At 67.0% G+C, this 18,138-nt stretch carries 14 protein-coding genes; 7 read left to right on the top strand and 7 right to left on the bottom strand.

All coding sequences use genetic code 11. The features are described from left to right. Positions 1–66 precede the first annotated feature (66 nt). Genes ABH915_RS03510 through tgt form a run of 3 tightly spaced genes read left to right on the top strand, consistent with a single transcriptional unit; the run spans position 67 to position 3,262 of the window. Positions 67–1,152, top strand: coding sequence for a DUF6707 family protein (locus ABH915_RS03510; RefSeq protein ID WP_370117846.1), 1,086 nt, complete (start codon positions 67–69; stop codon positions 1,150–1,152). A 52-nt stretch (positions 1,153–1,204) separates the two neighbouring features. Next, a complete protein-coding gene (locus tag ABH915_RS03505; protein WP_370117844.1) occupies positions 1,205–1,930 on the top strand; it encodes an SRPBCC domain-containing protein in 726 nt (241 codons plus the stop codon). Positions 1,931–1,963: 33 nt separating this feature from the next. Beyond that, positions 1,964–3,262 carry a tRNA guanosine(34) transglycosylase Tgt gene (gene tgt, locus ABH915_RS03500; protein WP_370117841.1) on the top strand — a complete coding sequence of 433 codons (1,299 nt, stop codon included), beginning with the start codon at positions 1,964–1,966 and terminating at the stop codon, positions 3,260–3,262. A gap of 155 nt (positions 3,263–3,417) precedes the next feature. On the opposite strand, the gene ABH915_RS03495 is transcribed toward tgt, so the two are convergent. Both ABH915_RS03495 and ABH915_RS03490 read right to left on the bottom strand, forming a co-directional pair. Next, positions 3,418–4,437, bottom strand: a complete 1,020-nt coding sequence (locus ABH915_RS03495; RefSeq protein ID WP_370117838.1) for a sugar phosphate isomerase/epimerase family protein — start codon at positions 4,435–4,437, stop codon at positions 3,418–3,420. Beyond that, positions 4,434–5,612 carry a Gfo/Idh/MocA family protein gene (locus ABH915_RS03490; RefSeq protein ID WP_370117835.1) on the bottom strand — a complete coding sequence of 393 codons (1,179 nt, stop codon included), beginning with the start codon at positions 5,610–5,612 and terminating at the stop codon, positions 4,434–4,436. Before ABH915_RS03490 ends, ABH915_RS03495 begins: the two co-directional genes overlap by 4 nt. Before the next feature lie 154 nt (positions 5,613–5,766). Between ABH915_RS03490 and ABH915_RS03485 the strand changes: the two genes are divergently transcribed. Both ABH915_RS03485 and ABH915_RS03480 read left to right on the top strand, forming a co-directional pair. After that, positions 5,767–6,780, top strand: coding sequence for a LacI family DNA-binding transcriptional regulator (locus tag ABH915_RS03485; protein ID WP_370117832.1), 1,014 nt, complete (start codon positions 5,767–5,769; stop codon positions 6,778–6,780). Positions 6,781–6,981: 201 nt separating this feature from the next. Beyond that, positions 6,982–7,923 (top strand): type IV toxin-antitoxin system AbiEi family antitoxin domain-containing protein, encoded by a 942-nt coding sequence (locus ABH915_RS03480; protein ID WP_370117830.1) that lies wholly within the window; start codon positions 6,982–6,984, stop codon positions 7,921–7,923. Positions 7,924–8,105: 182 nt separating this feature from the next. Here the strand turns inward: ABH915_RS03480 and ABH915_RS03475 are convergent, their stop codons facing one another. Continuing rightward, positions 8,106–8,801 carry a queuosine precursor transporter gene (locus ABH915_RS03475; protein ID WP_370117827.1) on the bottom strand — a complete coding sequence of 232 codons (696 nt, stop codon included), beginning with the start codon at positions 8,799–8,801 and terminating at the stop codon, positions 8,106–8,108. A gap of 285 nt (positions 8,802–9,086) precedes the next feature. Beyond that, complete coding sequence (locus ABH915_RS03470) at positions 9,087–10,520, bottom strand: MFS transporter (protein ID WP_370117824.1); 1,434 nt, start codon at positions 10,518–10,520, stop codon at positions 9,087–9,089. A gap of 157 nt (positions 10,521–10,677) precedes the next feature. On the opposite strand from ABH915_RS03470, the gene ABH915_RS03465 reads away from it, so the two are divergent. Further along, entirely contained in the window at positions 10,678–11,550 is an 873-nt protein-coding gene (locus tag ABH915_RS03465) for a hydroxymethylpyrimidine/phosphomethylpyrimidine kinase (protein ID WP_370117821.1), read from the top strand. Between the two features lie 99 nt (positions 11,551–11,649). Here ABH915_RS03465 and ABH915_RS03460 read toward each other — a convergent pair whose 3' ends face one another. From ABH915_RS03460 to ABH915_RS03450, 3 genes are all read right to left on the bottom strand, one after another. Next, positions 11,650–12,918 (bottom strand): serpin family protein, encoded by a 1,269-nt coding sequence (locus ABH915_RS03460; RefSeq protein ID WP_370117818.1) that lies wholly within the window; start codon positions 12,916–12,918, stop codon positions 11,650–11,652. 177 nt (positions 12,919–13,095) lie between these two features. After that, positions 13,096–14,844 (bottom strand): pyruvate dehydrogenase, encoded by a 1,749-nt coding sequence (locus ABH915_RS03455; RefSeq protein ID WP_370117815.1) that lies wholly within the window; start codon positions 14,842–14,844, stop codon positions 13,096–13,098. A gap of 128 nt (positions 14,845–14,972) precedes the next feature. Continuing rightward, complete coding sequence (locus ABH915_RS03450; RefSeq protein WP_370117812.1) at positions 14,973–16,457, bottom strand: helix-turn-helix domain-containing protein; 1,485 nt, start codon at positions 16,455–16,457, stop codon at positions 14,973–14,975. Positions 16,458–16,625: 168 nt separating this feature from the next. Between ABH915_RS03450 and aceA the strand changes: the two genes are divergently transcribed. Then, positions 16,626–17,969, top strand: coding sequence for an isocitrate lyase (aceA, locus tag ABH915_RS03445; RefSeq protein WP_370117809.1), 1,344 nt, complete (start codon positions 16,626–16,628; stop codon positions 17,967–17,969). Positions 17,970–18,138: the final 169 nt, after the last annotated feature.

Raw genomic sequence — 18,138 nt, 5'->3', positions numbered from 1 at the left:
CCCGACTTCATGCACCCGATTTTGTAGACTGTTGGGCGGACCGCAAGAGAACTTTAAGGACTCCCGATGACCCACCCCCCAGCCTCCCGGAACTACAGTGAACAGCAGGCTGGATCTCTGCGGGCCGGCGACCACCTGATCCTGCCCGACGGAAACCGCTCCGCCGAGATCCATCGCGTGGATGTCGAAACCGACGATTTTGGTACTCCCGCCATGGTCTTGGCGACCCTCAGCGGCGGCGGTGTGCTGCGGATCGCGGCGGGATCACTGGTCCGCGTCACCGACGACGCCGAGCCCGGCACCCCAGCTTCCGACGGCGGCGCGCCCGGCCCCGTCGCCCCCGAACCCCCGGCGCCTGGCGCCCCCGAACTTCCAGCGTCCGGCCCGTCTCCCGAACCGGACGAGGCTGCCTCCGACACAACTGGGTCCGACGCAATTGGGTCCGCAAAAACTGAGCCCGACAACACGGCGGCCGCCGCCGTCGTCGTCCCTCCCCAGCCTGTTGCGCCGCCCGCGGTGAGCGGACCCAGCGAAGCGGACCTGGCACTCATCCCGGCCCCCGACGGCACGCCGGAGTCTGTGGTGGAGGCCGCGGCCGAGGCCCATCCGGGCGCCGTCGGAGTGCTCCTGCTCAGTGAACGGCTCGCCAAGGGCATCAACACCAAGTCCGGGAGCTGCCTGAAGGACCTCAGCGACCTCGCACATGAACTCTTCGTCACCCTCAAGGACCCCGACAACGCCCTGGCGGTCGCGGACCTGCTCAACGTCCTGCCGTTCGACGGCAACCCCGACCGCTGGGCTTCGGTGGAGGCAGCCCTGGCGCTCTCCAGCTACATCTGCCGCCAGCTGGGGCAGGACCAGCGCGCCGGGATCTACGAGAAACTGCTCCGGGCGCCCGAGGCCATGGAAACGGACCCGTTCAAGGCCAGGATCAACGCCAAAGTGCGCCAGCGCTCGCTCAACGAGCCCAACCTGTACGACAAGGAAATCTTCCGCTCGATCGACAACGCGAACCCGGACGCGGAACGCGACTGGCGCCTGCTGCGGCTGGAGGCGCTCCTGTTCCTGCGCGCGCACGGCGGCTCCGAAACGATTGGTGCGGCCGAGCTGGAACGCCGGATCGGCAACGAACTCGAATCAGTCCGCGCCTGAGGTCTTGCGTTGGGCCCTACCCGTGGCGGGCACGGAGTTGTAGATTCACCCCATGACGAACAATCTGAGCGTTGTGATCAATTCCGACGCGCAGCAAGTTTGGACCATGCTGCGCGAACCCGCCAAAATCGCCCAATGGCACGGCTGGGTGGCCGATGACCAAGAGGCCGAAATCAACGAAATCTACTTCGGCCCCAATGTGGTCGAAGGCGCCGACCACACCTCCCTGGTGGTCGACGGCGGCGACGTCTTCACCTTGAAACCTGTCCCCACGGGCACGGAGGTCAGCGTCACCCGGGCGGCAATCGACCACAATTCCGAGTGGGCGGCCTGGGACGAGGACATCACCCAGGGCTGGCTGACGTTCCTCCACCAGTTGCGGTTCGCCCTGGAACGGCACCCGCACGGCAAGCGCCGGACTTTCTTCTTCTCCGTGCCCGGCTCCGGCGGGTCCGCGATAGAGAAACTGGGGCTCAGCGATGTCCCGTCGCCGGGGGACCCGTATTCGCTCACCCTGCCCACCGGCGAGGAAATCTCCGGCAAAGTGTGGTTCCGCAGCAACCACCAGGTGGGTCTGACCGTCCACAACTACGCCGAGCACGGGGACGGCCTGCTGATCGTGGCGGACCAGCCCGCCATCGCCGACGTCCGGCCCGACGGCGGATCCCTCGCGATCGTCTCCACCTACGACCTCGGGGCCCACCAGCTGGAGGCGGTCCGCAATTACTGGGACAAGTGGCGGGCTGAGAACTACCCCACATCGGATCCCGTCCACTGAGTCTTGGGCAGGGTTAGCTGGCACACTTGAACCGTGCCAGCCAATCCTGACTTCCCGTCTTCGTCCCCCGCGCCTGCCCGGCAGTCCGAGTTCTCCTTCCGCGTGGGCAAACGCCTGAGCGAGGCGTGCCCGCCGTCGGCCGGGCAGATTGCCGCCAACGGCGGTGAGTTCCTGGGCCGGACCGGCACCATCGCCACCCCGCACGGGGAGATCCAGACTCCGGCGTTCATCGCCGTCGGCACCAAGGCCACGGTCAAGTCCGTGCTGCCGGAATCCATTGCCGAACTCGGCGCGCAGGCGGTGCTGGCCAACGCCTACCACCTATACCTGCAGCCGGGCGCGGACATCCTGGACGAGGCCGGGGGCCTGGGTGCCTTCATGAACTGGCGCGGTCCCACGTTCACCGATTCCGGCGGTTTCCAGGTGATGAGCCTGGGCTCCGGGTTCAAGAAGGTCATCGACATGAAGTCGATCGACAATTCGGGGCCGGACGACGCCGTCGCCCCCGGCAAAGAACGCCTGGCCCACGTGGACGAGGAAGGCGTGTGGTTCAAGAGCCACCTCAACGGCGACCGGCACCGCTTCAGCCCCGAGATCTCCATGAACGTCCAGCACCAGATTGGCGCGGACATCATGTTCGCGTTCGACGAGCTCACCACGCTGCAGAACTCCCGCGGCTACCAGGAGGAGTCCCTGGAGCGGACCCGGCGCTGGGCCGAACGGTGCATCACCGAGCACTTCCGGCTCACGGAGGAGCGCGCCGGCAAGCCCTACCAGGCCCTGTTCGGGGTGATCCAGGGCGCCCAGTACGAGGACCTGCGGCGCAAGGCCTGCCGCGACCTCGGCGCCATGAACTTCGACGGCTTCGGCATCGGCGGAGCGCTGGAGAAAGAGAACCTCGGCACGATCGTGCGCTGGTGCAACGAGGAGCTGCCGGAGAACAAGCCGCGGCACCTGCTGGGCATCTCCGAACCGGACGACATCTTCACGGCCATTGAGAACGGCGCGGACACCTTCGACTGCGTCTCCCCCACCCGGGTGGCCCGGAACTCGGCGTTCTACCACCCCACCGGCCGGTACAACCTCTCCGGCGCCAAGTACAAACGCGACTTCGGCCCGCTGCAGGAAGGCTGCGACTGCTACGCCTGCCTGAACTATTCGCGGGCCTACATCCATCACCTGTTCAAGGCCAAGGAGATGGTCTCGGCCACCCTGATCTCGATCCACAACGAACGCTTCGTGGTGAAGATGGTCGACGACGCCCGGCTCGCCATCGAGGCCGGAAACTTCTTCGAATTCAAGGCCGAAACCCTGGCGAACTACTACTCGTAGGGCGACCCGGCGTCGGGGCGTCCCGGCGTGGGGGCGTCGGGGTCGCCGGAACCGTGCCAGATCGCCGGAAGTTTCCGGCGATCTGGCAGCTTTCCGGCGACCTCGAATTTCCAAGGTACGACGGCGCAGAAGTCGGTTGCCGGGTCGCCGGGCCGTCAGTTTGTGAGGTGCAGCGACGCCGCGAGTGCCGAATCGGCGTCCCGCAGGACCTTGGCCGCCACCTGGAGGCCCTCGATCCGGCCCAGGGAGACGTCCTCGTGCTCGATATTGACCAGCATGTCCGGGTCCACCTCGTAGAGCGCTCGCAGGAACTCGGTCCAGTAGGTGGTGTCGTGCCCTCGGCCCAGGGCCACAAAGTCCCAGGCAGAGTCCTTGGGCCATTCATTGGCCCACTCGTCGCCGCCGAGGTTCGTGCGGTTTTCGTCCGGGGAGAGCCGCCGGAAGCTGTTGTCGAGGACACCGTAGAGCGCTGCGTTCGCGGTGTTGACGCGGACGTCCTTCGCGGCCGCCTGGAAGACCAGCGGGCCGAGTTCGCGGACCACCGCGACCGGATCCATCTGCTGCCAGAACAAGTGCGAGGCGTCCAGCTCGACGCCGACGTGGGTCGCGCCGGTGAGCTCGATGAGCTTGCGGACATCGGCGGTGTTGAACACGATGTTCTGCGGGTGCAGCTCGAGGGCCACCTTCACGCCATGGTCGGCGGCCAGGCGGTCGGTTTCCTTCCAGAAGTCCGCCGCGATGCCCCACTGGTAGTCGAGAACGTCCAGGGCCGCCGAGTTCCAGGCGTTGACGACCCAGTTGACCGTGGTGGCCCCGGGTTCGCCGCCGGGCAGGCCGGACATGGTCACCACACGGTCCTGTCCCAGCCGCTGCGCCAGCCGGATGGAGCGGCGGATGTCCTCGGCATGCTTCTCGCCGATCTCACGCTTGGGGTGCAGCGGGTTGCCATTGCAGTTCAGGCCGGCAATCGAGACGCCGGTGCCCTCGAAAATCCCGAGGTAGTCATCGCGGGCCGCATCGCTTTGAAGGATCTGGTCCATGGTGGGGACATGGACGGCCGGCAAGAACCCGCCCGTGTTGATTTCGATGCCGGTCAGTCCCAGGTTGGCGATGACCTTGAGGGCCTCGGGAAGGGGCCGGTCGTGCAGGATTGCGTTGTAGACGCCGAGTTTCATAGCGTGATTTTCTTTCCGTTGTTGAGGGCGGATTCGGTGACTGCGCCGAGCAGCTCCATGTTGCGCACGCCCTCCTCGAACGTGGCGCAGCGGGGCAGGGAGTCCGCCTCACTGAGGCCGGCGACCTCCTCGAGGAAGGCCCGGGCCTGGTAGCCGAAAGCGTCGTTCTGGCCGAAGCCGACGCTGGGCGCGTCCATGGCCAGCCCGCCCGCGATATAGGGGTGTCCGGGGCCGAGGATGACCTGGCGGTAGCCGTTTTCGTTGGCCGGGCCGTCGTTGAGGAACAGCTCGATCTCCGCGGGGCGGCGCTGGTCGAACCGGGCGGCGCCGTTCTCGCAGAAGACCTCGAAGATGAGGCTGTTGGCGTGCCCTGCCGCGACCCGCGAGACCTCGAAGCCGCCGGCGCCGTTCTCGAATTCGGCGGAGAACACCGCGTAGTCGTCGTTTTCGACCGGCTCGAAGGTGTCGCTGACCGCGGCATGGTCGTGGCCCATGACGGCGCCCAGCGGCAGCGGGCGCTTGCCGATCACGGTGCTGAGCCGTCCGCCGCTGATGGACTTGATGTCGCCGCAGAGGAACTCGGCGACGTACGTCAGGTGGCTGCCGACGTCGGCCAGCGCACCGGAACCGGGGCCGCCCTTGTAGCGCCAGCTCATCGGCGCCGAGGGGCTGAATCCGTAGTCGGTCCAGTAGCGGCCGCTGAAGTGCAGGACGTTCCCCAGCACGCCGGTGCGGATGAGGTCGCGGATGTAGGCGATGCCCGGCGTGCGGCGGAAGGTGAACCCGATGCGGGCAATCGAGCTGGCGTTGCGGGCCGCCTCGGCCATGGCGCGGGCGTCCTCGATCGAGTCACTCAGCGGCTTCTCACACAGCACGTGCTTGCCGGCGGCCAGCAGGCCTTCCACGACTTCGCGGTGGAGGGAGTTCGCGATCACGACGCTCACGACGTCGATGTCATCGGCCTCGGCGATCGCCTGCCACGAGGTGTCATTGCGTTCGTAGCCGAAACGCTTCGCGGCCAGGGAACCGAACTCGGCGTTGACGTCGCCGATGGAGACCAGCCGGATAGGAGGAAGAACCGGGCTGTAGAGCGCCGATGCCGTGCGGTACGCGGCCGCATGCGCTTTTCCTGCCATTCCGGCGCCGATTACGGCAACTCCCAAACTGTCAGCCATCGATTTCTCCTTTGAAATTCGGCCAGGCCGACGGCCCGACGCTAGAAAATTGGAGCGCTACAAAAACTGGCGCTGAACAAAAGCGTAGCTATGTGCATATGTCCTGTCAATGGTTGACCGGTTATCCTCGGATGAGACGTGAAAGGCCCTCCAGATGTCGTTGAATACCCCCAGAACCCGCCGCCCGACGATCTACGACGTCGCCAAGAGCGCCGGCGTCTCCCCGTCGCTGGTCTCGCTCGTGCTCCAAAACCCGTCCAAGGTCAGCGAGAAGCGCCGGGAGGCCGTCCGGGCGGCCATGTCGGAGCTGGGGTACCGTCCCAGCCGGGCGGCGACCACGCTGGCCAGCAGCCAGACGAAAAGCATCGGGCTGGTCATTGACGACTTCCGGAACCCCTGGTTTGTGGACCTCCTGCGCGGCATCGAATCCGTGCTCTCACCCCACGGCTACCAGGTCACCCTGGCCGATTCCCGCCCGGGCGAGAACCGCATCACGGAGGCCGTGGACGGCCTGCTGTCCATGCACGTGGAGGGCCTGGTCATCGCCGCCGAGCCGAGCGAGTCGATGATGGCCGGGACCTGGGTTCCCGCCGTCGTTGCAGGCTGGCGGAACGGGGTTCCCGCCGGCGCCGGGCTCATCACGAACGACGACGACGGTGGCGGCCGCATGGCGGCGGAGCACCTGATCGGGCTCGGCCACACGCGCATCGGACACCTCTCGGGCTCCGGCGGCGCCGCAGCCCACCGGCGGGAGGGCTTCCGCGGCCGCATCCTGGAGGCCGGCGTCGAGGTCCGGATCGCCGGCGAGTCCCACGGGACCTCCGAGGAGGACGGCTACGCGGCAGCCTGCTGGGTCCTTGACCACCACCCCGACACGACCGCCCTGTTCGCCGCCAACGACACCATGGCCCTGGGTGCCTTAGCCGCAGCCAAGGCCCGGGGCCTGTCCGTCCCGGAAGAGCTCTCCGTGATCGGCTACGACAACTCCCCGCTGGCCAAGTCGCGGTACCTGGACATGACCTCGGTGGACAACCGGAGCGACATTGTCGGCTCCGGCGTCGCAAGCGCCCTGCTGGCACGGATCCAGGACCCCACCCTCGAACCTGAGCGCAAGCTGATCGAGCCGGACCTCATCGTCCGCGGCACCACCGCCCGCGTTTCCGGCTGACGCCCCGCCCACTCCTACCGTCGAAATCGCGGGAAACCACCGAGTTCGCCGTAAGTTTGCGGCGATTCCGCCGCTGTCCGGCGAAGTGGGCGCTGTCCAAGGCAGCCGTCCCCGAAAAAGCCTAGGTGCAGCGCCCTCGTGTTTTCCACATGGCGACGGCGGGGCCTCCCGCCCGCTCCTACGGGGGCCGAAGCTGGTGGCATGACGCATAACCCCCCGCTGCAGCTGCCGCCGACCGGTAACCTCTGGCGCACCGAACAGCTCCTGGATCTCGGCTTCGGCTCGCGCGCCATCCGCTCGCTCCTCGATTCAGGCACCCTCGTCCGGCTCCGCCATGGCTGCTACATCCGCGCCAGCCTCTGGAACGCCCAATCCGCCACCGTCCGGAGCAGGCAGCTCATCTACGCGCATGCCCACGGAACACTTACGACGTCGACAGCCGCCTTCCACTACAGCCACACCTCCGCAGCGCGCCTCCGCCTCCTCTACCTGTGGGATGTGGATGACACGATTCATGTCCTCCAGAAGGTGCGCCCCTCGAACGAGCGTCACGGCAGGGACGTCCGCTGCCACACGCGTCCCTTCGCCGACCACGACGTCGCCGTGGTGAACGGTCTCCGGACCACTTCCCTGGAGCGCACGACGGCCGACTGCGCCATGCTGCTGCCCTACAGGCAGGCGTTGATCCTCACCGACCACGCGCTTCGGCTCGGCGCGGACGCGGTCGCCCTGCAGGCATTGGCAGATGGTCTGGACGGCCGCCGGGGCATTCGGACTTTCCGCCGCGTCCTTGCCGCGGCCGATCCGCGCTCCGAATCTCCCGGCGAGACCTTGGCCCGCGACCTGATCCTGCGGCTGCGGATCCGACCCCCTGAGCCGCAGGTGGAGGTGTCCAGCCGCGCCGGGCGCCATCGCCTGGACTTTGCATGGAAGGAGGAGAAGGTCGCCCTCGAGTTCGACGGCAAAATCAAGTACTTCGACTACAGTCCCACGGCCGAGGTGCTCTTCGAGGAACGGCGCCGGGAGAAGGCCTTGGTTGAAGAGGGCTGGCGGTTCGTCCGCGTGGAGTGGAAGGACCTCTTCCGCGAGCAGGAATTCAAAAGCCGCCTGCTTCGTGCACTGGCCGGCCGCCGGCACCCCTGAGCGTCGAATGCGCTGCGGCGGCCGGCACCCCCGACCCCACACCCCGCACCCGGACCCCCGCGTCGAATTCGTCGGTAGGCTGCCACGTCGTCTGAAACTTACGGCGACCGCGCAGGCTTCCGGCGAATTGGGCGGGCTGCTGCTTGGATACGGACGCTTCCGGCGACGGAGGAGGATGAGTCCTAGGCGCCGTAGCTCGGTTCGCGCTTCTTGACCCAGCCGATGGCGAGCGTGGTCAGCGGCACGAAGGCGAACTCCACGAGGGTCTTGTAGAGGAAGCCCACGAGGACGTAGTTCACGAACATCGCGGCGTCGGTAATTCCGATCACGGATGCGGCGATGCTGCAGAAAATCAGGGTGTCCACGAACTCACCCGCCACAGAGGAGCCCATGATGCGCGCCCACAGAGACCTTTCCCCGGTCCGCGCCTTCATCTTCACGAGGATCCACGAGTTGATGGTCTGGCCGGCGAGGAAGGCCAGCAGCGATGCCAGCACAATCTGCGGGACCGGTCCAAGTGCGCCTTCCAGGGCTGCCTGCTTGGACGAACCGTATTCGTCGTCGAACCCCGGCAGGGCGATGATGACCCAGTAGCAGAGCGACGCGAAGCCGGACAGCGCAAAGCTGGTGATGATGGCCTTGCGGGCCACCTTGAAGCCGTAGACCTCGCTGATGACGTCGCCCAGGATGTAGGCCAGCGGAAAGAGGAAGAAGCCGCCGTCGGTAATGATGGGGCCGATCGCCACGCCCTTGGACGCACCGATGTTGGACAGGATCAGCACCACGGCCATGACGGCGAGCATGATGCCGAAATATGGGGAGCCGATCGAGGCGAACCTCGGCGCGGCTGACGCCGGGAAGGTCTTGGCGGAAGTCATGGGCATTCCATTCATAGTGGTTCGCTCGGCGGCCCGCACCCGCAAGGGGAACACGCTGGGCGGCCGGCTGTATTAGCACTGGACGGCCCCGGTGACACAAGCCGCCGGAACCGCCTCCATTCTCGCACCCGGCGGTGCGTGCCCGGCGGACAGGGCGCCGGTGGTCTGGGGCAGGGTAAGCCGCGGGTTCGCCGCAAACGCGCCGGGTCGCCGTAAATATACGGCGACCCGGCGCGCTTCCGGCGAATTCGAGGACGAGGCCCTGACAGCGCCGCGGCCGAGGCCCTACCGGCGAGAGGCGTCGATGAGGTCCTTGTCCTCGTCCCTGCCGCCGTCGCCCGGACGAGCAGCCGCGCCCGGACGAGCAGCCGCAGCCGCACCTGGCGCCCAGGCGTGGCCCTGCTCGTGGTCCAGGTGCGTGGACTTCTTGTTCTTCAGCGCGAAGATGTAGACCAGCAGGGAGATGCCGATGGCGACGGTGACGTAGGTGAAGAACAGCTCTTCCTGCCCGGCCTTCTGCAGGGCCGCGCCGATGAGCGGGACGGTGCCGCCGAAGAGCGAGTTGGCGATCGCGTAGCCCAGGCCCACGCCGAGGGCGCGGATGGATGCGGGGAAGAGTTCGGCCTTCACCAGGGCGTTGATGGAGGTATAGCCGCCCACGATCAGCAGACCGCCCATCATGAGCAGGAACGCGGTCATCGGATCCTTGGTCCCGGCAAGAGCGGAAAGGAGCGGCCAGGTGAACAGGACGCCGGTGATGCCGAACCACAGCAGCAATGGTTTGCGGCCCACCTTGTCCGAGATGATGCCGTAGACCGGCTGGAGCAGCATGAAGATGAACAGTGCCCAGAAGTTGATCACCGAGGTGTCGGTCTTGGCGATGCCCGAGGTGTCATTCATGAACTTCAGGATGAAGTTGGTGTACGTGTAGAACGCCACCGTGCCGCCCAACGTGATTCCGATGCAGATCATGAGCGGCTTCCAGTAGCTGGTGAACAGCAGCTTCATGGTTCCGGGCTGGGCCTGGCCCGCAACGGCAGGGGCCTTGGCGGCCTCGATCTGTTCGGCCGAGACCGTTTCTTCCATGGAGCGACGCAGCCACAGGACCACAAGGGCCGCGACGCCGCCGATCGCGAACGGGATCCGCCAGCCCCATTCGCCCAGGTCTGCCTTGGGCATGGCGTTCTGCAGGACCACGAGGACCAGCAGCGCCAGCATCTGTCCGCCGATCAGGGTGACGTACTGGAAGCTGGAGAAGAAGCCGCGGCGCTTGGAGGTGGCAGCCTCGGACATGTACGTGGCGCTGGTGCCGTACTCGCCGCCCACGGAGAAGCCCTGGATCACGCGGATGAGGACCAGCAGGATCATGGCCCACAGGCCGATCACGTCCTGGGTGGGGAGCACCGCAATGGCGAAGGAGCCCGCGGACATCATGGTCACGCTCAGCGTCAGCGCGGCCTTGCGGCCCTTGCGGTCGGCGTACCGGCCGAAGAACCAGGCACCGATCGGGCGCATCAGGAACGACGTCGAGAACACGGCCATCGCCTCGAGGCCGGCCTGGAGCTCGTCCTTGGAGTTGAAGAAGTGCGCCTGGAAGTAGGCCGCGAAGACGGTGTAGACGTAGAGGTCGTACCACTCGACAAGGTTGCCGGCCGAGCCTTTGAGGATGTTGCCGACGGCTTTCCGGGTTTGGGCCGCTTCGGTCAGTTGGGTGCTCATCAATGAACCTTCCTGGATCCGGCGCCGCCTGTAAGCAACACCGTCCGCCACCCTAGTCCGCGTGATCCGGAACACTCAGGTTTTGTTCATACTGTTCATGGAATGCTTGTTCATGAGCACAATGCGGGCGGTTTCGACGGAATGGCAGGATGGGACCATGACTTCTACCGCATTCGATTCCGCCGCCCTGGCAGTTGCCGACCCCGCCTCCTCCCCCGCCGTCGCGCTGACCATCGCAGGCTCCGAAGCGACCGGCGGCGCCGGCGCGCAGGCTGACCTGAAGACGTTCCAGGAACTCGGCGTCTTCGGGATAGCGAACCTGACCTGCATCGTGTCCTTTGACCCCAAGGACAACTGGAACCACCGTTTCGTCCCGGTGGACCAGCAGGTCATCGCGGACCAGCTGGAAGCAACGACGGCGGCCTACGGTGCCGCGTCCGGCGCGGCCGCTGTGCTGGACACCGTCAAGATCGGCATGCTGGGCAGCCCCGCGACGATTTCGACCGTGGCCGCGGCGCTGGCGGACGGGCAGTTCGCCAACGTGGTGCTGGATCCGGTGCTGATCTGCAAGGGCCAGGAGCCGGGCCACGCTCTGGACACCGACCAGGCGCTGAAGGCCCACATCCTGCCGCTGGCCACCTTCGTCACGCCGAACCACTTCGAGGCCGAGTCGCTCTCCGGGCTGGAGATCACCGACGTCGAGTCCCTCAAGGCGGCCGCGGTCCGCATCCACGAGATCAGCGGCGCCGCGGTGCTCGCCAAGGGCGGCGTGCGCCTGGTTGGCCCCGACGCCGTCGACGTTTACTACGACGGCGAAACCCTGGAAGTCCTCTCAGCCCCGAAGGTGGGTGAGGTGGCCGTCTCGGGCGCCGGGTGCTCGCTGGCCGCGGCGGTGACGGCCGAGCTCGCCAAGGGTGCGACGCCGCCGGCCGCCGCCCGGACTGCGAAGGCGTTTGTGACCGCCGGCATCCGGAACCGGGTGGCCTCGGGCGCCCCGTTCGATGCCTTGTGGCAGGGCGGCCCGCGCTAACTCTCCAAACCGCCGAGTTCGCCGGAGTCCCTCCAATTCGCCGGAATATTGCGGCGAATTGGAGGGCTTCCGGCGATCTGGGCCCCCGTGGGCCGCCCGTCAGCGCGGGTCCGAGACCTTCCCCATGAAGAGCGGGAGCCCGGTCTCGACGTGGACGATTTCGTATAGGAACGGCCGGTCGAAACGGATCATCTTCATCGGGACCGTGCCGCTCACCGCCTGCGCGTTGATCTGGGTCACGGCGGCGGCAACGGTGCCCTTCTCCGCGACGGTGATGCTGGCGGACTGCCCGGCCTGCGTGATCATGAGGCCGGACTGGATCGAATCGAAGTCGGACTCGGTTTGGAGCATTTCCCGCAGCCCCAGGGAACCGAAGACCTTTCGCAGCTCAAAGTTGCTCTTCTGGTCCCACCTCGGCAAGTAGAGCTGCGTCGGCGACGGGGCCGCGGAGTCAACGGCCCTGGCAGCATCCGCCAAGACCTCTGCCCCGGGCGCGGCAGCCCCGGAATCCGGCAGCACGAGCCGCATCACGAAACCCTCGGCGTAGGGCAGCTGAACCGCCTGCCAGCCCGCACCCTGAACTGAGACAACGTCCTGAACGCCGGACATGGTGGGGACGGAAACCTGCCTGCCGTCCGCCGTTGTGAAGGGCAACTCGGCGGTGTCGGCCGGGTCGAAGGGGACCTCCCAGGCCGAGGCGAAATACACCGCATTAAGCACGCTGAAGGTATTTTTGCGATCGTACTCCGCGGGCGCTTTCTTGATCCGTCCGCCGGTGTTCTTGTTTACCCAGGCGTCGATCGCGGGTTTGGTGGTGGCCTCGTCCATGAAATCCACCGGGTAGACGCCGGTCCCGTAATACCGGGCGAGGGAGCGCAGATAGCTCTGCCCGGTGGGCACACCCTTGTCCACGAACAGGCCGTTTGCACTGCGCAGGACCGGCCTGCGCGGAGGGTCCTTTTCGTCCACCGCGCCGGGATCGCCGTCGAAAGCGTTGAAGGATGCGAGCATCGCGTTCATGGCTTCGTCGCGGTGGTCCGCGGGGAGCCCCAGCACCTTGTCCATCTCAGCAGCCGTCTTCCCGGTCGCCCCGGCCCGCAGCATGGCCAGGGCAACCAGCAGACTGCCCGGGGACGCAACCACGTTGCCGATTCCGGGGTCGCCGCCGTCTGCCAGGAGGGCGGCGCCCAGCTTCCGCGCCGACACCCGAAGCTTGGCCAGCTCTGCCGGGTAGGCGGACCGTTCCACCGAAACTCGTTCGACGCCGTCGGCCTTCAACAGCGCCGGCGGCGATGCCGAGCAGGCCGTCAAGGACAGCGCCGCTGCGGCAACGGCCGCAACAATCCGTGCCGAAGACTTCTGTTTCATCCCGCTCCCCAAGGCCCGCACAACAGCGAAAATAAAACAGCGGGGGTCCGCCTAGGGCCAGTCAAGCACCGGGCCCGGCAAAGCGCGACCACGCATGAGTCACGATTTGACGGCGTTTCTCATAAAACGCCAGTCCCGGCCCGTCCACCTGCGTCGCGGTGCCCAGTTCGACCCGCGTCAGCGCCGGGGGACGTTCCGCAGGTTGCTCCGTGCCATGCTGACGGCCTCGCCGGCGCCCCGGTTCAGGACCACCTTGGACATGGCCGTGGCGAAGCCCAGGACCTGCGCGCCCTTGATCTTCGGCGGGAGGGACAGCGCTTTAGGGTCCGTGATGAGTTCCACGAGCGACGGGCCGGGGTGGGCGAAGGCTTCCCGGTACGCGGCCTCGATGCGGGACGGATCCGTGACGCGCTCGGCGTGGAAGCCCAGGGCACGGGCAACGTCCGCGTAGTTGGCGTCAGGGACGTCGACGCCGAAGTCGGGGAGCCCGTCCACCAGCATTTCGAGTTTCACCATGCCCAGGGTGGAGTTGTTGAAGACCACCACGTTGACGGGCAGCCGGTGTGCGGCGACGGTGATGAGCTCGCCCAGCAGCATGGACAGGCCGCCGTCGCCGGAGACCGAGACCACCTGCCGGCCGGGGTAGGCCAGTTGGGCGCCGATCGCGTGCGGCAGCGCATTGGCCATGGACCCGTGCAGGTACGAGCCGATCAGCCGGCGGGTGCCCAGCGGGTTGATGTACCGGGCGGTCCAGACATTGCACATGCCGGTGTCCGCCGTGAAGATCGCGTCCCTCGCCGCCACCTGGTCCAGCAGCGAGGCCGCGTATTCCGGGTGGATCGGCTGTTTCGTCCCGACGTTCCGGGTGTACGCTCCCACGGCCTTGTTCATGAGCCGGTCGTGCTTCTTCAGCATCGCATCCAGGAAACGGCGGCTCTTCTTGGCCTTGACCAACGGCATGAGGGCGGCAAGGGTGGGGAGGACGTCGCCGTGCACTGCAATGTCGACGTCGGTCCGCCGCCCGAGTTTGTGCGCGGCCCGGTCCACCTGCGCCGTCCGGGTTCCGGGGAGGAACTGGTCGTACGGGAAGTCGGTGCCCAGCAGGATCAGCAGGTCCGCGTCCTCGATGCCCTCGGCCGCGGCGCCGTAGCCCAGCAGCCCGGTCATGCCGATGTCGTAGGCGTTGTCGTACTGCATGAAGTCTTTGCCCCGAAGCGAGTGGCCGATCGGCGCCGCGATCAGCCCGGCGAGCGCAATCACCTCGTCGTGCGCGCCCTCGACGCCGGCACCGGCAAAGATGGCCACCTTGCCGGCGGCGTTGATGGCGTCGGCCAGTTCCTGCACACTCGCGGGGTCCGGCATCAGCGTCGCCGGCCGGAAGGTCGCCGGCGCCGGCGTCTCGGCCGTCGCCTCCAGGCCGGCGATGTCACCGGGAAGGGTCACGACGGCGACGCCCCTGAGGCCGACGGCGTGCTGGATGGCACTGTGCATGACCCGGGGCGCCTGCTCCGCGGTGCTGATCAGCTCGGAATAGACCGAGCACTCGTTGAAGAGCCGGTCAGGGTGGGTTTCCTGGAAGAAACTGCTGCCGATCTGCTTGCTGGGGATGTGCGAGGCGATGGCCAGCACCGGCGCGCCGGAGCGGTTGGCGTCGTACAGGCCGTTGATCAGGTGCAGGTTGCCGGGTCCGCAGGAGCCGGCGCACACCGCGAGCCGGCCGGTCAGCTGGGCTTCCGCCGCCGCGGCGAACGCGGCCGCTTCCTCATGCCGGACATGGATCCAGTCGATGCCGCCCTGTTGCGAGCCGCCGGTCTTGCGGACGGCGTCGACGATCGGGTTGAGGCTGTCCCCCACAATCCCGTAGATCCGCTGCACGCCGGCAGCCTGGAGTTGTTCGATGAGCTGGGTGGCAAGTTCCTTGGCCATGGGCGCACGCTCCCGCGAGATGGATCGATGAGCTGACACAGGCCAATATAGTCCGCCCTGCGCTCAGCCACGCCCAGGGAACGCCGCCCCAACTCCGGCTACGGATCCCGGGCGGGCCCCAAGGGAGGTCAGTTCCCCGAGTGCGCCTGCAGGAAGGAGTAGACCTCAGTCTCGTCCACGCCCGGGAAAGCGCCCGGCGGCATGGCGGCCAGCAGGTGGGAGTGGGCCCGGGCGGAGGGCCAGGCGTTCCCGGCCCATTCGGCGGTCAGCGATGCCGGCGGGCGGCGGCAGCAGCTTTCGTCCGGGCAGGTGGACTTGGACCGCTCCGTCGTGTCCCGGCCGCGGAACCACTTCACATGCGCATACGGGACACCCACGGAGAGCGAGAACTCCCCGTTCGCGGAGCGTTCCGTCCGGGCCGTGCACCAGTACGTCCCGGCCGGGGTGTCGGTGTACTGGTTGTAGGCGCTGAATTTGTCCGCGACGTCGAACACCACCCGGGACGTCCAGTTCCGGCACGAGAACTGGCCCTCGATCGCGCCGGTGTGGTCCTGCGGGAACGTCACGCCGTCGTTCTCGTAGGCCTTGTAGATGATGCCGCTCTTGTGCGTCTTCTGGAAGTGGGTGCGGATGCCCAGATGCTGCGTGGCGAGGTTGGTGAACCGGTGGGCGGCGGTCTCGTAGGACACGGCAAAGGCGTCCCGGATGTCCTCGACCGCGATTTCCTTGGCCTGCTTGGCCTCCTGCAGGAATGCCACGGTAGCCTGCTCGGGCAGCATCAGTGCGGCGGCGAAGTAGTTTGTGGCCACCCGCTGCATCAGGAAGTCCCCGTAGTTGTTGGGGGTCTGGTGGCCCAGGACGTAGTGGCCCAGCGCCTGCAGCAGCACCGAACGGGGGTCGTGGTCGCTGCGTGCGTTCTGCGTGAGATAAATTCGGCGGTTCTTAAGATCCGTCACCGAACGCGTGGAATGGGGGAGGTCCCCCACATGGTGGAGGCTGAATCCGAGGTGCCCGGCAATGTCCGAGATGACATGATGCGACAGCGGACCGCTCGTGTGGCCCACCGAGGCCAGGACCTTCTGCGCTTCAGCCTCGTACTCGGGGAAATAGTTGTTCCGCTCACGCATCATCGCCCGCAGTTCACCGTTCGCGCGGCGGGCCTCCTCCGGCGTCGCCACCTGCTCGTTGAGCCGGCGTTCCAGCTCATGCTGCAGCCCCACCATCGACTCCAGCACATCCATCGGAAGCCGCGAGCTGATGCGGATTTTCGGCAGGTTCAGGGACTCGTAGATGGGGCTGCGCTGGTACCGTTCCAGCTCGATTTCCAGTGCCGCGCGGCGGTTGGGCGGCTCGGCGCCGAGGAGCTCGTCGATGCTGACCCCAAGGGCCGCGGCGAGCTGCTGGAGCAGGCCGAGCTTGGGCTCGCGCTTGCCGTTTTCGATCAGGCTCAGCTGGCTCGGGGCGGTTCCGACGGCGGCGCTCAGGTCATCGAGCGTGAGTCCGGCGGCCTTGCGCAGGTGCCGGACCCGGCGGCCCATGCTGATGACATCCACCTCCGGCGCTGCGGGCACGGACGGAGAGAGAGCTTGGCGGTTCCAGCTGGCTGAGTGCATTTCTTGAGAATACGCGAAGAAGTGCGTTTCTTTCCATGGTTTTGGTCTAGTAACCCCTTGAAAAGTGAAGAAAAGTAGATCTCACGGAAAGATTCGCAACCGGAACAACCGGCCAGGCTCTGCAGAGACGCAGACTGGCCGGGCCCGGCCCCCACCAAGGAGACAAAGATGACTGCAGCATTTGAGCCCACCCAGCAGCCGTCCGGCCAGGACACAACAGAGCAGGCCGCCGCACTGGAGCTCGAGTGGGCCGCCAACCCGCGCTGGGAAGGTGTGACCCGGGACTACAAGGCAACGGATGTCATCCGCCTCCGCGGCCGCGTCTCCGAAGAACACACCCTCGCCCGCCGAGGCTCCGAAAAGCTGTGGAAGCAGCTCACCGAAGAGCACAAGACCGGCGGCTACACCAACGCCCTGGGCGCCCTGACCGGCAACCAGGCCGTGCAGCAGGTCAAGGCCGGCCTCCGCGCCATCTACCTCTCCGGCTGGCAGGTCGCCGCGGATGCCAACAACTCCGGCCACACCTACCCGGACCAGTCGCTCTACCCCGCCAACTCGGTCCCCACCGTGGTCCGCCGCATCAACAACGCCCTGCTCCGCGCCGACCAGATCGAGTTCTCCGAGGGCATCCAGACCGTCGAGGACTGGATGGTGCCGATCGTGGCCGACGCCGAGGCTGGCTTCGGCGGCCCGCTGAACGCCTACGAGCTGATGAAGTCCATGATCCAGGCCGGCGCCGCGGGCGTGCACTGGGAGGACCAGCTCGCTTCGGAAAAGAAGTGCGGCCACCTCGGCGGCAAGGTCCTGATCCCCACCCAGCAGCACGTCCGGACGCTGAACGCCGCCCGGCTCGCCGCCGACGTCGCCGGCACCCCGTCCGTCATCATCGCCCGCACCGACGCCGAGGCCGCCACCCTGATCACCTCCGACGTCGATGAGCGTGACCAGGAATTCATCCTCCGCGAAGGCGGCCAGCCGGTCCGCACTCCGGAAGGCTTCTACAAGGTCCGCAACGGGATCGAACCCTGCATCGCCCGCGCCAAGGCCTACGCCCCGTACTCCGACCTCATCTGGATGGAGACCGGCACCCCGGACCTCGAGCTGGCCCGCAAGTTCGCCGAATCCGTCAAGGCCGAGTTCCCGGACCAGATGCTCTCCTACAACTGCTCGCCGTCGTTCAACTGGCGCAAGCACCTGGACGACGCCACGATCGCGAAGTTCCAGCGCGAACTCGGCGCCATGGGCTTCACGTTCCAGTTCATCACCCTGGCCGGCTTCCACGCCCTGAACTACTCGATGTTCGACCTCGCCCACGGCTACGCCCGGGAAGGCATGAGCGCGTACGTCGAGCTGCAGGAGAAGGAATTCGCCTCCGAGTCCCGCGGCTACACCGCAACCAAGCACCAGCGCGAAGTCGGCACCGGCTACTTCGACGACATCGCCACCGCGCTCAACCCGAACGCGTCCACCCTGGCCCTGGTGGGATCCACCGAAGAAGGCCAGTTCCACTAATCCCCGCCCACGGTGAGCTGTTGATTCCGCTCACCCGAAGGCACGACGGCGGCCGGCACCCATGGCGCCGCTGCCACCGGGGGCCGGGAAAGGTAATCCGGAAGCGTGCGTAAAAGGGGCCCTGTCCCCGCCCGGCCGAGCTCTGCGAGGCCTGGGGCGGGGATGGGGA

The sequence above is a fragment of the Arthrobacter sp. MW3 TE3886 genome, assembly GCF_041262145.1.
In the GTDB taxonomy this organism is placed as follows: Bacteria; Actinomycetota; Actinomycetes; order Actinomycetales; family Micrococcaceae; genus Arthrobacter.
This window is presented reverse-complemented; position numbering and strand designations above follow the sequence as displayed.